Raw genomic sequence first — 13,148 nt, 5'->3', positions numbered from 1 at the left:
GTTCCCATGACCAATACCCGACATATCCGCCAGACGTTTCACCGCGCCTCAGGACTTGAGCTGCGAAGCACGTGGCAGAGTACGCAGGCGTACAAACGTCACTGTCATCCTCAGATCTCCATTGGCGCGATAGTAGAAGGCCAGACCTGCTGCATGTGCCATGACAGAGAGTACATCCTCCAGCCCGGGGACCTGATTGTGATCCCAGCTTATATGCCGCACAGCTGCAACCCCGTCGCCGGAAAGCCGCGCAGCTACCACATGCTCTATATCGACACCGGGCTTCCTCTGGAGCTTCAGGTGATTCGCAACCCTGCGCTCTTTAAGTACTACCTTGATATTGTGGAGACGATGTCTCCGGCATCCGTCGACAGGCTGCTTTCTGCCCTTCCCCGCTGTGCGGATAACGCAGACGCGCTTCGCGTAACCAGCCAGCAGGTTCAGGAGGCATTTCTTTCCGATCTCGCCAGCCCGCCTTCCCTAGACGAACTTGCCCAACGATTTTCGCTGCGCAAGGAGACGCTGATCCGCACTTTCAGACAGGATACCGGCCTGACGCCGGGGAGCTTCCTCAATATCTCCCGAGTAGAGTATGCCAAAGCGCGGCTGCGCGCCGGGGATAATATCGCCGACGTCGGCTACCAGAGCGGGTTTGCCGACCAGAGCCATTTTCACAAGACCTTCGTGAGCTATACCGCCGCCACGCCGCGCCAGTACGCCACGGGCCGATCAATATCAGACAATAAATAGGTTCTGCGTTTCCGTAGTCTGTACCCGGTTTTGCATTCTGAGGTCGCTATGGAACTGTTCTTCCCTTCCGCTTTTCTCGCCCTGGCGCTGGCGCATTTTGTTGCCCTGTTAAGCCCGGGCCCGGATTTCTTCCTGCTTGTGGGCTACTCGGCGCGCTATCGGTTACGCGGCAGCGCCGGGCTGTGCGTCGGCATCGCTACGGGCAACGGGTTGTATATCTTACTGGTCATTATCGGCTGGAGCGCGCTGCGCCAGTTTACGTGGCTATTTACGCTTATCGAGCTTTGCGGGGCGCTGTACCTGCTATGGATCGGCTCGCATCTGGTGCGCAGCCGACCGCAGGCACTGGCGCTGAATGAAACTCACCAGCGCTTCCCTTCACTGCGTAAGCAGATTCTTTTGGGGCTCGGTTCCGCGCTGCTTAATCCGAAGAATGCGTTGTTCTATCTGGCGCTGATGACGGCGCTACTGGGACCGGACGTCACGCTGCTTCAGCAGGCGACCTGCGGCGTCTGGATGGTGATGGTGGTTCTGGTGTGGGATCTGGCGCTGGTGTCGCTGATGGGGCTATCGGCGGTGCAACAGAAGCTCAGCCGTTCGCTGTGGTTGATTGAGCGCGCGGCAGGAGTAGTGCTGATGGGGTTTGGTGGGTGGGTGTTGTGGCGGTTGGTGGAAAATACACGCTGAGAGAGCGGGCAGCCCAACGCTGCCCGCTATTTATTTTTTGTTTTGATCGCGCAGCATCGCTTCACGCAAAATAGCATTCAGCCGCGTCTGGTAACCTTTTCCAGGCCGTTTAAGCCACTCCATCACGTCAGCGTCAATGCGTACAGATGCCTGAGTTTTGAGTGGTCGATAAAATTTCCCTCGCACCGCCCCTGACCACTGTTCATCGTCCATAGCAGGGATATCGCTGTAATCAATCTCTGCTTCTGGTTTTCCAGCTAATGCTTTGAGCTCAGCCTCACGACGAGGGCTTACCTCAGGCGCACTACCTCGTTTATGTTTAACGATGCTCATAACGGCTCCTCTCTTTGCGGTCCGCTTTTCGTGCGCTAATAATACGGATGATTTCTCCTCCGCTTTCAAAACGTACCGTATGTGCGACCAGAATAACAAGAAGGCCTTGCACAAGGCCGATGGTTTGCCAGCGAAACTCACCGTTCTCATAGCGATCCTGAATAGACAAATGATAAGGATCGTCGAAAACCATAACCGCATCCTCAAAGCGTATGCCATGTTTTCGCAGGTTACTTTTCGCCTTATTGCTATCCCACTCATACTCCATTGGCATAGTGTACTCTTCCCTGATTGTATATACAAAAAAGCATATACAAATTGCACAAGGATTAAACCCAATATGCAAAAGATGTGTTTACTTCCGGAAGGCAGATTCCAGAAGCGGGAAAGACATAACGCTCCCTGCTTTGCACTTTCCTCCCGTCTCACTCTATCCTTACCCCATGGAAAAAATTACTGAACTCAAACGCGCCAAGCTGTTGGCGCTGTCGCTGCTACTGCTGGCCACTGCGGCGTTTATCATCACCCTGTTCCTGCCGCAGACCTTCTGGGTGCGCGGTGTTAAGGCCATTGCCGAGGCGGCGATGGTCGGCGCGCTGGCAGACTGGTTTGCCGTTGTCGCGCTATTCCGCAGAGTGCCCATTCCCTTCATCTCGCGCCATACAGCAATTATCCCGCGCAATAAGGACAGGATCGGCGACAATCTTGGCCAGTTCGTGCAGGAAAAATTTCTTGATACCCAGTCGCTGGTGGCGTTGATCCGCCGCTATGAACCCGCACAGATGATCGGTGCCTGGTTCAGTAAACCAGACAACGCCCAGCGCGTCGGGCTGCATCTGATGCAGGTGATGAGCGGTTTTCTCGAACTCACCGACGACGGACGTATCCAGCGTCTGCTCAAGCGCGCGGTGCATAAGGCCATCGACAAAGTAGATTTCACCGAAACCAGCGCCGTGATCCTCGAAAGCATGACCAGAAATAATCGCCACCAGGTGCTGCTGGACGCCATCATCAACCGCCTGATTACCCTGATTCAGCGGGAAAGCACGCGGGACTTTATTGCCGACCAGATTGTCCACTGGCTGAAGACCGAGCACCCGCGCAAGGCGATGGTGCTTCCCACCGAGTGGCTAGGTGACCAGAGTGCGGAGATGGTATCGAACGCGGTAAATACGCTGCTGGACGATATCAGCCACGACCGCACGCACCAGATCCGCCAGGCGTTCGACCGCGCCACGCTGAAGCTTATCGACAACCTGAAAAATGACCCGGAGATGGCGGCGAAAGCCGACAACATCAAGCACTATCTGAAGAACGATGAGGCGTTTAACCGCTATCTGGGGGAAATGTGGGCTGACCTGCGCCAGTGGCTAAAGGCGGATATGCAAAGTGAAGACTCGCGCGTGAAGCAGCGCATCGCCAACGCCGGGTTATGGTTTGGCGAAACGTTAACAAACGACGCCAGCCTGCGGGCGTCGCTGAACGAGCATCTGGAGCAGGCCGCGCACCGCCTCGCACCGGATTTCGCCGCGTTCCTGACCCGGCACATCAGCGACACGGTCAAAAGCTGGGACGCCAAAGATATGTCCCGCCAGATTGAACTGAATATTGGCAAGGATCTGCAGTTCATCCGCGTCAACGGCACGCTGGTGGGCGGGACGATTGGCCTGATCCTGTTTTTACTCTCGCAACTCCCCGTCGTACTGAGTTTCTAATCTTCTTTGGGCGGCGCGATAACGTAGCGCGTCGCCTCGAAGCGATTCAAAACCAGATGTACGAGAAAGACCATCGTCAGCGTTGCTACCAGCGAAAAGGTGACGGAGGTGATGCGATAGAGATCGCTGAACACCAGGTCAGTGTCCGGGTGCATGTTCTGCCCGAACATAATGCCGATGGTGGTAATACTGGAAAACCCCACCCCGGCCCCCACTTTCTCCATCACATGCAGACGCGCACCAAACGCCAGGCCGAGGCCAATAAGTGGCATCATCAGCAGCATATGGCTGCTGTGATCGTAGAGGATAAGCTGGACGACCAGAATATAGAGACAGCCCAACACCACGCCAGCCACGCGCCAGATGGAGCTCATCACCGCGCCGCGATAGTGCATCGGGAACAGAATCAATATCCCCGCCATCAGCGCCGAGAGCGAATCGCTTAAATCGCTAATCTGAAACACCACGAATATCAGCGTCGCGACGGTGCCGGAGAGCAGCGACTCGTGTCGCACCCGGGCGTCATCTTTCTCAATCAGCGGTGGCGGCTTGCGTGGCTCCACATCCGGCAGGAGATAGTTCATCAGCGCGCTCAGGCATACCGCCATGATGCTCGCTTCGATGTTGGAAAACAAAAGCGTGTGCCAGTTGGTGGTGGGGTAACTCATAAAGTTGAGCATCACGCTCTGACACACCACCCCCATCGAACCGAACAGGAACAGTGGCCCCTTGCTCATAAAGCGAAAACGCATCACGTACAGGGCAAACACCACCAGCGTCATAATAAGCGGCAATTGCGACAGATAGCCGATGATAATCACCATTTCAACGCAGTTTAGCGATGCGCTGAAGATAAACTGCTTCGCCACGTGGCGGTTAAACACCGGGACCAGCGACAGAAGCATGATCGGGTAGACCACATAAAACACGCCGTAGCTGGTGTTGTAGAAGCTGGAGATGCTCAGGGCAATCATCCCGGCAAAAACGATGCGCAGGGTCTGACGAAAATCGTTTGCCGTGTAGACGATATTACCGTGCGGGGTAAATACCCGCGCCAGCGTATTAATAGACATAGTGCAGCAGGCTTACCAGGTGGATCTGCATCCCGGAGAAGAAGCGCGCAAACGGGCCTTCACTGTTGTAGAGCTGCACGGTCGCGCGTGCCCCGGTTGGCAGATGCTTCGGCAGCGTTTCATCCAGCGTCACGTGAATGCGCATCCGCTGGGCATCGCGTACCCAGCGGTTAGAGGTTTCCGGCTCTGATAGTTGGCCGTTAACGGCCTCCTGGCCCGCAAGGATCCCCGCATCGCTGCTGGTCACGTGGGCCCGAAAGACGTGCCCCGGAAAGGCGTCAAACACCACGGCCGCGTCGGTGCCCTGATGGGTATGACGCAGGCTTTTTTCACGGAAGTCGGCCACGATATCGGTCTGGTTGTTCACCAGCGCCAGCGCGGCTGAGCCTGACGAGGCATAGAAACCGGGGCTTAACTGCAGGTTACTCACCGTACCGTCCGCCTGCGCGTAGACCTTTGTCCAGCCGAGGTTCAGCTCTGCGTCATCCAGCGCGTTACGGTATTTTTGCAGCGTCACGTTGCGGTGCTCGTCCCGCTCGCCGCGCTGGATGCGCAGGTTCTGGATATTGGCCTGAATCGAACTGACAGACTGTTCGCTGCTCTGCCAGGTGGTGCGGACTTTATCCAGATCCGCCTGCGAAACGTTCTGCAGGGTGCTCAGCTTCTGATAACGATCAAACGTGACTTTGTCGTTACGCGCGGTCAGCACGGCGGTTTTCAGGTTAGCCTGCGCGGCGGCGATTTGCGCATCCAGCTGTTCGTTGGAAAGACGTGCCTGCTCCAGCGCGATTTGCGCCGCTTCCACTTTATTGCGAAACGGCGTGTCATCCAGTTCAAAGAGCAGATCGCCTTTCTTCACCTGGCTGTTGTTATGCACGTGAACTGCCGCCACGTAGCCGGAGACGCGCGGAGAAACCGGCGTCACCACGCGCATCACGGTGGAATCTGGCGTCAGCGGGATCCAGATATCCGCGACGATAAAGTAGACAAACATCAGCAGGAAAGAGGCAATACTCACCCTTACCCAGCGGGCAAACTTTTGTTCAGGCGTCATTATTTTTCGATCTTGTTATCTTCTTCGCGGATTGTCCGCAAATTGCAGGCGAATTGATTCAGGGTGGAGCTGAAAATGTCGATATGTTCCGGCGCGATGTTTTGCGATACACGCGACTGATATGTCTCAATCACCTGAGTAAGCCTTTTTAATATGGTTTTTCCCTCAGGCGTCAGCGTCAGAAGCCGAATGCGCTTGTCATAAGGAGATACGGAGCGCAGCAGGTATCCCTGCTTTTCCAGCTGTGTCAGAGTGCGCATCAGCGGCGGCAGTTCAATCCCCTGCATCTCCGCCAGTTCACTCACCGAGACGTTATCCCCAAGCTGATGAAGCTGCATCATTACTGTCCAGCTCGACTGGGTTAACCCGGTATCGAGAATGGCATCGTCAATGACGGCACGCCACTGACGCACGATCATTGCCATCCGCATGCCCATCGGCCTGCGGCTAAACAGATCTTCTTCACTCATGGGGAAACCTCTCATCACACGCGGTCACGATAATAGTTATCAGGGTAAGTATCAAGAAACGAGAGGTAAAAGCGCAGGAATTGCGAAAACGATATCTCCCTTTGGAGGATGATCTGGCAATGGTAAATTTATTGAAATTAAAAGGATTTTTGATTGTTCGATAAAATTTAGCCCCCAAAATCGCCCCCAACTGGTTTTGTTGTCGCTGAAATGGACTTTTACAACTGGCTGGCGTTTCAGGAGTGGACGCCAGTACAGTATCAAAAATGCGGGACTGTAACGCTTCGTAGGTTGTCGCTAGTGGGTAAATATCATCGAGCTCCGGCACAATGGCGGCGGCCTCGTCAGGGTCTGTCTGAATGGTCTGATATTTCTCCTGCGAATAATCCTGCGTAGCTTTCGGTGAGATGTTGACCAGCCTGCTATCGTCGAACCACGCTGCCGGAATATCGGTGTTTGCTGTTTTTTGTTCGGTGGCGCTCACGTCAATTTTTGCGCCCACCCGCACAAGCTCGCTTTTTTATCTGGTTGTAAACAGTCTGACGGCTTACGCCTTTGTGTCTGGCGTAGGCGGCTTTGGTCATGAGCATGATGAATACCCCATGTCATTATTATGTTATCGTTCAATGTAGTTTAGGTGGAGCTATATTTGGTAGCAAAAAGGAACGATAACATTCCTTTTTGCTATTGTTATTTCTTTTTGAAACGAAGGTGATGCTCAATGACCATAAATAACGTTTTGTTCGGATAATTTACAGCCATTGCTCACTTCATTGAGTGTATCAAAATCTGAACCGTTAAAACGATACGTGATCAAACGACATTCAGGAACTGCAAAATCCCCATTATCACGCTGAAGCGGTGCATTAGCAGCGCGTCCTTGGATGGTTAATTCTTTACTATCTCCTTTAGCGGTATATTTAAATTTTAACCCTGTAGATGTACCATCATCAACAGCTTCAACATAACTGTCCCCCCCTTCTGGAGAGCGGGGGAGTGTAGAGACAACTTTGCCTGTTAACTTGTCAATAACCCATCCGCAGATCCAATAGTCGTGCAAGCACTCACTGCCGTGTCCTCCAGAGGTAACAAATAGTCGGTAATGCCCGGCAAAGTTTACGGGATTATTCAATTGTGTATTTATTTGTTTTTTCCACCAGCTTGAATAATTTTCTTGCTCTGTATTTAGAGATACTGACTGTGCGAATGGCCCTTTGCTAATTTGCACTGGTTTTTCAGCACTTCTAACATCTGTTATAAAGGGACATAGCGAGAAGAGTAGGCTAAAAGCTATATATTTATTTTTCCCATTTTTTGAAACCTCAAGTATTGAAACCATTTCATCTGGCATAATGTGAGATCTATTTAAACCATCACCAGAGTAATAAGACACACCTTCAATGTGTGCTGTACGTCCTTTATTTATTATCTTACCTTTACGCACCCCAGCAGAAGCAAACTCCATTGCCCAAGCGTAAATAGCATCCTCTACGCTTCCATTTCCGTCAAGATAATTAATAATAGACTCACGTTTAATTTTAATAAGATATTCTTCAAAGATCTTATCCTGCATAGCCTCGTCATACTGTGCATTTACATCCAGGTTTAACACTCTCACCGCTTCTTTAAGAGTATCCGGGATTATTTGAAAACGTCCGGTCGCGAACATATCGAATTTTCTTTGGGCCGCCATAACCTCCCCAAGCGTCATTGATGTCAAATTTGTCTTATAGTGCGCCTCAGTGTGTTTGGGATGAGGGTGCGGCCATGTCCGGTTGTACGCAGTGTAATCATTTTTCGATTCAACATTCCCCAGTAAATCCGCAAACGGTGAATGTGCCCACCCCTTCGCCTTCGGTGTGCTTATCGCGTCCAGAAACACCACTGGGTGCATATGCCAGATAGCCTGACCCTTATCAAACGACGGAACCTGACTCATCCATTCGTGCGTGTCGCACCACTGTTTCATGTAATTAATGCGCAGCGGGTCATAGTTCTGGAAAAACGTCTCCCATTTGTGATGGCTGCTGCCGCCGAACCATTCAGAGTCGTGTTTCACCACCAGCCGTGACACTATCTTACGCACGCCCATTTCCGGGTGGTGTATCGCCTGGAAAAGCTCCCGCCCACTCAGTTCGCCGTCCTGGTCAGTATCCAGTTTATCCATCATTCCCCTGTAGTACCGGGATACCATGCCCTGCCGCATTCCCTTTTCCGGGTTTATCCGCTCAGCCAGCCAGCTGTACGTGTCACGCATCCAGCCTTCCCGCAGGGAGTTTTTCATGTCACAGTCGGACTTCCTCCACCAGCGCACAGAACTCTCGCCCGGCAAGGTCGAACTGCTCCACCTCCTCCGCATCATTCTCACTTATCCAGGAGTGCGGGCTTATCTGATACCACGTCAGACCGCCCGCAGTGTACGGATTGCATTTATCCCGCTCCAGCAGTTTTTCGCCATCCTTTTCTGTCATGGCACTTGTCCGGGTAAACGTGTCACCGTTGCGGATATACACGGGTTTATTCAGCCCGACCTGGATAAATTTTTTCCCCGTCGTGACTTTTCCGGGATTGCCGAGAAAGTCGGGCATCCGGGTATCCACACTCAGCACCTCGATATGGCTGAAATGGCTGGTGTCTGTTTTCCCCATTCCCACCGGGTCGGTCTCTTCCTGTAAAAAGCCCACTGCATCCCCGGCTGCAATGGCAACAGGAGCCGACGGTTTCACCACGCTGTCAAAGCGTCCCGCACTGAGGGCGTGCTGCATCCATCCCGGCAGGGCGGCGTACTGCTCCCCGTCCTGCGTCATGTACTCCGGTAACAGCGTTACCAGAAACGCCTCCCCGGTGGCCTCGCCGCCGTCGGTCAGGCATTTTACCAGCCCGAACGGTTGTACCTCGCCATGGTTGCGGAACGGCATTTCTTTCAGAACGATAACCCGGCAGCCCTGATTCAGGCTGCCGTGCGACGGCGGAATATCTGCCACCCCGTCAGCCGGGGCGCTGCTGGCATAGCATCCCGCCGGGTGACGAAGTACCGTGGTGCGTGCAACCATCGTCCTGCGTTTCGGGTAGGCAGAGAGTGGGGCTAACCCCATATACAGGGAGTAAAATTCCATCCAGGTGCTTTCCTGCTGCGGGTCAGGTTTACAGACGGATTTCACCAGCAGAAAGCTGGTGGAGTATTGCAGTGCCTTACCGATATAGTTGCCTTTCAGGTAATCCTGATTCACCCGCCAGGCGGCTATCTCACCGTCAGCCATACACTGGAGAGGCACGGCGGTATCGGCATTGTCTGCGGTCAGTACCGCGCCGGGTGCCGTGACCGGGGTCAGGTGGATACCGCCGTGCCACATGGTGTTGGTGCCTGCCAGCCATGAGCCGTGCGGCTCACGTCCGATACAGTCCATTATCTCGTTGACGCTGGCATACTGCGCCCCGTTCTCTTTACGTGCTGGAAAACAGATATTCATGATACTGCTCCTCAGTAAGCTTTTTATTCAGCGCACCAATACTTAACACATTAAAAAAATAAAGGAAAATTACAAAGAACATTATTACGACTCACCACCATGCCAACAATGCGGTTTATATTTATAACGGCGGTGATTGGTAATCATTTGTAACCAGCGAGGTTTATACAGCGCTGTACCGGATGCGTTATTTTTCTCTGTCCGGCACGACCCGGCGCGGGTCACTTTCTTCGAACATTTCCGTCACTATCCCGCCGGGCCTGCCTGGCTGTATTGTCATTTGCCTACCACCAGCGGTCCGGACAGTTTCCGGCCTCGCGATATCAGCCGTCTGCGCGGCAGTACAGCAGCAACACAGTGGCACCGGAATATGACGAAGGGGTGATGGTCAGGAAAGTGGATATCAGCGGTAAGCTGAGCATCAAAGGAGTCCGCCTGAGTGCAGGAAAGGCGTTCAGGGGAGAACAGGTCGGGCTTAAGGAGACGCAGGTGGATGGCTGCTATGACGTGTGGTGGTACAGCACGAAAGTGGGGGTGATCGACCTGAAGAAACAGTCGATCACCATGGGGAAAGGATGTTAAAAAGTGTTCACCATGTCCCCGAACACCTGTCTACCATGTCCCCGGACTGTACAAGGGTGAGGGGGGAACATACGGCAACGGAATTTAACGGCTAAAATGTTTGGTAATGGCATCCTTCCCCAATGCCGTCACCACCACCTCCCGATACCCCGCCACCCGCTGGATCCAGCCTTTACTTTCCAAATGAGTAAGCAGCGCCGCGCCCGCCTCTCCGCCAAGATGAAACCGCCGTTCGCTCCAGTCGAGGCAGGCGCAGCAGGCCTTCCGGCGCGGATGAGCGCTTAACGAAATGCCGAGCGTCAGGAACTGCTCCCGGCCATACAGGGTCAGCGCTGAACCGTCTGCCTCCAGCCAGCCTTCAGCCTGCATGAAATCGTAGATCTGCACCGCCACCGTACCCGCCAGATGATCGTAGCAGGTCCGGGCTTCCCGCATGGCTTTCGGCGCGGTGGTTTCCGGTGGAGTAATGCGGCTCCACGAAAGCCCCATCATCTGCTCCACCAGCGCCGCTACGTCGTGCCCGGCAAGGCGATAATAGCGATGCCGCCCTTGCGACAGGCAAGTAATCAGTTGCCCTTCAAGCAGCCGGGCGAGATGCCCGCTGGCGGTCGACGGTGCGACATCTGCCGCCGCGCTCAGTTCGGTAGCCGTCCACGCGCGTCCGTCCATTAGCGCGCAGAGCATCTTCACGCGCGACGGATCGGCCATTGCCGCCGCCACCGCTGCAATGGCCTGTTCCAGCACCGCACTGTTATCTGGCGGTAAGCTCGTTTTTAACATGGGTCGCCCAGGGTTCGGTGATCTCTGCGGCCAGCTTATCATCATCCGTCAGCAGAATAAGGTGATTTGCGTGGTCGCTATACTGAGTAAGAATAGACACACCGCGTGCCGCCAGCGCCGCCGCGATATCGCCTAACTCGCCAGGCCGCTCCTGCCTGAGTTTCCTGATAATCGGCTTGCGCACCGCCTGCACGGTAAATCCTGCCGCCATCAGAACACGTTGCGCTTTTTCTCCATCCTCAACGAGAAAATGGGCATCGGTACCAAATACGCCACCGCCCTCCAGCCCCACGCCGTTGCGGCCTAACAGTTGCCCAAAGCGCGCCAGTTCACCGGGCCTGTCGCTGAAAATCACGTGAAGGTCATACATCGGCATGCCCTCCGGTTTCGGAACTATACTCCCGCACCATCTGCGCCACCCGAATGCGGTAGTACGCAAAAATTGACGCCCGTCCTTCGGCCTGCGCCGCCTGGTGAAAAACGTTCTGCTTCCAGTGACGGATAGCCTCTTCGTCACGCCACCAGGAAAGGGACAGAATTTTGCCGTCGGTGGTCATGCTCTGAAAACGTTCGATATCAATAAAGCCGTCGATGTCGGCCAGCAAAGGCTTAAGCTCTGCGGCAAGCTTAAGATAGCGCGCCTGATGGGCTGGCGCGGCTTTGGCTTCGAATATAACTGCGATCATGAGGGTCTCTCCGTGGTGATGTTGAGGAGAGCATGCGGGATGGATAAGCACAATGCTTCGGTAAATAGCGAAGTTTTAGCCCAGAATTGACCTCGGCTCCATAAACGCCCGAATCCCCCACTCGCCCATCTCACGCCCCACGCCAGAGTGCTTAAACCCGCCGAACGGTGCTTTCGGTTCATGAGCAAGCGTGTTTATCAGCACGCGACCGGAGACAATCTGCTGCGCCACGCGACGCGCACGCTCAACATCACCGCCCAGTACCACCGCACTCAGGCCATACTCGGTGTCGTTGGCAATGGCGACAGCCTCCGCCTCGTCCTGATAGGGGATCACGCACAGCACCGGGCCAAAAATCTCGTCGCGGGCAATCGTCATCTGGTTATTCACGTCCGCAAACAGCGTCGGGCGCACAAACCAGCCGTCCTGCGTGCCTTCCGGTCGCCCTTCACCGCCTGCCAGCAGGCGTGCTCCCTCTTCTGTGCCCTTGCGGATATAGCCCTGCACCCGCTGCCACTGCTTTTCGCTGACCATCGGGCCGACATCCGTTTCGCTATCGCGCGGGTCACCGGATTTCACCGCCGCCACTGCCTGCACCAGCGCGGTTTCGATCTCCAACTTACGCGACTGCGGCACCAGAATGCGCGTTCCGGCCACACACGCCTGCCCGCTGTTCATAAACCCGGCCTGAATCACAAGCGGGATCGCCTGAACCAGATCCACATCATCCAGCAGGACCGTCGGCGATTTACCGCCTAACTCCAGGGTCACGCGCTTAAAGCTTTCCGCCGCGTTGCGCAGGATTGCCTTACCGGTATTTGTCGAACCGGTGAACGAAATTTTTGCCACGTCCGGATGGCGGCTGATGGTGTCACCCACCGTCTCGCCGCGCCCGGTGACGATATTAAATACACCCGGCGGCAGCGCGGCATCACGCAGCGCTTCGGTGACAATCTGGGTTTGCAGGGCGCTCATTTCGCTCGGCTTGATAACTGCCGTACAGCCCGCTGCCAACGCGGCTGCCAGCTTACCGCAGATAAAGCCCGCGTCGCTGTTCCACGGCGTAATCAGCCCGGCTACACCCAGCGGGGTCATCTGCACCGTTGCTGCGCCTGCGGGGGTAACGAATTCAAACGCCTCCAGCGCCTCTATCGCCTGAGCAATAACATCTGCCGGATAGCTGGCCATCCACGCCGAGCGCGAGGCCGGCGCGCCGTACTCTTTGATGACGGCTTCCAGCAAATCGTCATGACGGGCCACCACAGCCGCGTGCATACGCTTCAGCGCTGCGATGCGCTCCTGCTTTGTGGTCTGCGACCATGCCGGAAACGCCGCTTTTGCCGCCGCAATGGCGCGCCCGGCGTCAACCTCATCCGCCAGGCGGACCTGCCCTATGACCTGCGCCGTCGCCGGGTTGTACAAATCAAACCGTTCGGTGCCGTGCGGGGTAACAAATTCGCCGTTAATAAAGATTTGTTCGATAGTGTGCATATAACCCTCCTGAGGCTGTGTGAGGACAGTCTGGCACGGCTTCTCCGTTGCGATAAT

15 protein-coding genes and 1 pseudogene are annotated in these 13,148 nt (G+C 54.8%); 4 read left to right on the top strand and 12 right to left on the bottom strand.

Annotated elements, in window-relative coordinates; genetic code table 11:
• Positions 1–6 precede the first annotated feature (6 nt).
• Both AAHF05_RS02775 and AAHF05_RS02770 read left to right on the top strand, forming a co-directional pair.
• Positions 7–750 carry an AraC family transcriptional regulator gene (locus AAHF05_RS02775; protein WP_129324075.1) on the top strand — a complete coding sequence of 248 codons (744 nt, stop codon included), beginning with the start codon at positions 7–9 and terminating at the stop codon, positions 748–750.
• 48 nt (positions 751–798) lie between these two features.
• The gene (locus tag AAHF05_RS02770; protein WP_128348632.1) at positions 799–1,437 is read left to right on the top strand and encodes a LysE family translocator; all 639 of its coding nucleotides are present in this window, start codon (positions 799–801) and stop codon (positions 1,435–1,437) included.
• A gap of 30 nt (positions 1,438–1,467) precedes the next feature.
• Here AAHF05_RS02770 and AAHF05_RS02765 read toward each other — a convergent pair whose 3' ends face one another.
• Both AAHF05_RS02765 and AAHF05_RS02760 read right to left on the bottom strand, forming a co-directional pair.
• A complete protein-coding gene (locus AAHF05_RS02765) occupies positions 1,468–1,770 on the bottom strand; it encodes a BrnA antitoxin family protein (RefSeq protein WP_129324076.1) in 303 nt (100 codons plus the stop codon).
• The gene (locus AAHF05_RS02760; protein WP_128348630.1) at positions 1,757–2,044 is read right to left on the bottom strand and encodes a BrnT family toxin; all 288 of its coding nucleotides are present in this window, start codon (positions 2,042–2,044) and stop codon (positions 1,757–1,759) included. The genes AAHF05_RS02765 and AAHF05_RS02760 overlap by 14 nt, the downstream gene beginning before the upstream one ends.
• A 169-nt stretch (positions 2,045–2,213) precedes the next feature.
• Here AAHF05_RS02760 and AAHF05_RS02755 point away from each other — a divergent pair, with 169 nt between their 5' ends.
• The gene (locus tag AAHF05_RS02755; RefSeq protein ID WP_129324077.1) at positions 2,214–3,485 is read left to right on the top strand and encodes a DUF445 domain-containing protein; all 1,272 of its coding nucleotides are present in this window, start codon (positions 2,214–2,216) and stop codon (positions 3,483–3,485) included.
• On the opposite strand, the gene AAHF05_RS02750 is transcribed toward AAHF05_RS02755, so the two are convergent.
• The 6 genes from AAHF05_RS02750 to AAHF05_RS02725 form a co-directional block, all read right to left on the bottom strand.
• Positions 3,482–4,558 (bottom strand): DUF2955 domain-containing protein, encoded by a 1,077-nt coding sequence (locus AAHF05_RS02750; RefSeq protein ID WP_129324078.1) that lies wholly within the window; start codon positions 4,556–4,558, stop codon positions 3,482–3,484. The two genes, AAHF05_RS02755 and AAHF05_RS02750, sit on opposite strands and share 4 nt — an antisense overlap.
• Positions 4,548–5,615, bottom strand: a complete 1,068-nt coding sequence (locus AAHF05_RS02745) for an HlyD family secretion protein (protein WP_028016538.1) — start codon at positions 5,613–5,615, stop codon at positions 4,548–4,550. Before AAHF05_RS02745 ends, AAHF05_RS02750 begins: the two co-directional genes overlap by 11 nt.
• Positions 5,612–6,082: a MarR family winged helix-turn-helix transcriptional regulator gene (locus tag AAHF05_RS02740; RefSeq protein ID WP_129324079.1), complete on the bottom strand. Its 471-nt coding sequence runs from the start codon at positions 6,080–6,082 to the stop codon at positions 5,612–5,614. The genes AAHF05_RS02745 and AAHF05_RS02740 overlap by 4 nt, the downstream gene beginning before the upstream one ends.
• Entirely contained in the window at positions 6,075–6,566 is a 492-nt protein-coding gene (locus tag AAHF05_RS02735) for a hypothetical protein (RefSeq protein ID WP_332615792.1), read from the bottom strand. Before AAHF05_RS02735 ends, AAHF05_RS02740 begins: the two co-directional genes overlap by 8 nt.
• A 234-nt stretch (positions 6,567–6,800) precedes the next feature.
• A complete protein-coding gene (locus AAHF05_RS02730; protein ID WP_129324080.1) occupies positions 6,801–8,366 on the bottom strand; it encodes a hypothetical protein in 1,566 nt (521 codons plus the stop codon).
• 1 nt (position 8,367) lies between these two features.
• Positions 8,368–9,552: a hypothetical protein gene (locus tag AAHF05_RS02725; RefSeq protein ID WP_129324081.1), complete on the bottom strand. Its 1,185-nt coding sequence runs from the start codon at positions 9,550–9,552 to the stop codon at positions 8,368–8,370.
• A gap of 309 nt (positions 9,553–9,861) precedes the next feature.
• Here AAHF05_RS02725 and AAHF05_RS02720 point away from each other — a divergent pair.
• Positions 9,862–10,134 (top strand): annotated as a pseudogene (locus tag AAHF05_RS02720) (IS481 family transposase); the annotation flags it as partial.
• Between the two features lie 84 nt (positions 10,135–10,218).
• Here the strand turns inward: AAHF05_RS02720 and AAHF05_RS02715 are convergent.
• From AAHF05_RS02715 to AAHF05_RS02700, 4 genes are all read right to left on the bottom strand, one after another.
• Positions 10,219–10,914, bottom strand: a complete 696-nt coding sequence (locus tag AAHF05_RS02715) for a helix-turn-helix transcriptional regulator (RefSeq protein ID WP_129324082.1) — start codon at positions 10,912–10,914, stop codon at positions 10,219–10,221.
• Positions 10,886–11,284 carry an amino acid-binding protein gene (locus AAHF05_RS02710; RefSeq protein ID WP_108089506.1) on the bottom strand — a complete coding sequence of 133 codons (399 nt, stop codon included), beginning with the start codon at positions 11,282–11,284 and terminating at the stop codon, positions 10,886–10,888. The genes AAHF05_RS02715 and AAHF05_RS02710 overlap by 29 nt, the downstream gene beginning before the upstream one ends.
• Positions 11,277–11,600, bottom strand: a complete 324-nt coding sequence (locus AAHF05_RS02705; protein ID WP_129324083.1) for an antibiotic biosynthesis monooxygenase — start codon at positions 11,598–11,600, stop codon at positions 11,277–11,279. The genes AAHF05_RS02710 and AAHF05_RS02705 overlap by 8 nt, the downstream gene beginning before the upstream one ends.
• 75 nt (positions 11,601–11,675) lie before the next feature.
• Complete coding sequence (locus tag AAHF05_RS02700; RefSeq protein ID WP_129324084.1) at positions 11,676–13,091, bottom strand: aldehyde dehydrogenase family protein; 1,416 nt, start codon at positions 13,089–13,091, stop codon at positions 11,676–11,678.
• Between the last annotated feature and the right edge of the window lie 57 nt (positions 13,092–13,148).

Origin of the sequence: Enterobacter adelaidei, assembly GCF_041937165.1 — a bacterium.
Lineage (GTDB): Bacteria > Pseudomonadota > Gammaproteobacteria > Enterobacterales > Enterobacteriaceae > Enterobacter > Enterobacter adelaidei.
The sequence above is the reverse complement of the archived record's forward strand: the minus strand, read 5'-3'. Positions and strand labels throughout refer to the sequence as shown.

What these genes read in the sequence shown, in the direction of transcription:
- AAHF05_RS02775 (WP_129324075.1), top strand. Translation starts at nt 7, where the DNA reads ATGACCAATACCCGACATATCCGCCAGACGTTTCACCGCGCCTCAGGA.
- AAHF05_RS02770 (WP_128348632.1), top strand. Translation starts at nt 799, where the DNA reads ATGGAACTGTTCTTCCCTTCCGCTTTTCTCGCCCTGGCGCTGGCGCAT.
- AAHF05_RS02765 (WP_129324076.1), bottom strand. Translation starts at nt 1,770, where the DNA reads ATGAGCATCGTTAAACATAAACGAGGTAGTGCGCCTGAGGTAAGCCCT.
- AAHF05_RS02760 (WP_128348630.1), bottom strand. Translation starts at nt 2,044, where the DNA reads ATGCCAATGGAGTATGAGTGGGATAGCAATAAGGCGAAAAGTAACCTG.
- AAHF05_RS02755 (WP_129324077.1), top strand. Translation starts at nt 2,214, where the DNA reads ATGGAAAAAATTACTGAACTCAAACGCGCCAAGCTGTTGGCGCTGTCG.
- AAHF05_RS02750 (WP_129324078.1), bottom strand. Translation starts at nt 4,558, where the DNA reads ATGTCTATTAATACGCTGGCGCGGGTATTTACCCCGCACGGTAATATC.
- AAHF05_RS02740 (WP_129324079.1), bottom strand. Translation starts at nt 6,082, where the DNA reads ATGAGTGAAGAAGATCTGTTTAGCCGCAGGCCGATGGGCATGCGGATG.
- AAHF05_RS02730 (WP_129324080.1), bottom strand. Translation starts at nt 8,366, where the DNA reads ATGAAAAACTCCCTGCGGGAAGGCTGGATGCGTGACACGTACAGCTGG.
- AAHF05_RS02725 (WP_129324081.1), bottom strand. Translation starts at nt 9,552, where the DNA reads ATGAATATCTGTTTTCCAGCACGTAAAGAGAACGGGGCGCAGTATGCC.
- AAHF05_RS02715 (WP_129324082.1), bottom strand. Translation starts at nt 10,914, where the DNA reads ATGTTAAAAACGAGCTTACCGCCAGATAACAGTGCGGTGCTGGAACAG.
- AAHF05_RS02710 (WP_108089506.1), bottom strand. Translation starts at nt 11,284, where the DNA reads ATGTATGACCTTCACGTGATTTTCAGCGACAGGCCCGGTGAACTGGCG.
- AAHF05_RS02705 (WP_129324083.1), bottom strand. Translation starts at nt 11,600, where the DNA reads ATGATCGCAGTTATATTCGAAGCCAAAGCCGCGCCAGCCCATCAGGCG.
- AAHF05_RS02700 (WP_129324084.1), bottom strand. Translation starts at nt 13,091, where the DNA reads ATGCACACTATCGAACAAATCTTTATTAACGGCGAATTTGTTACCCCG.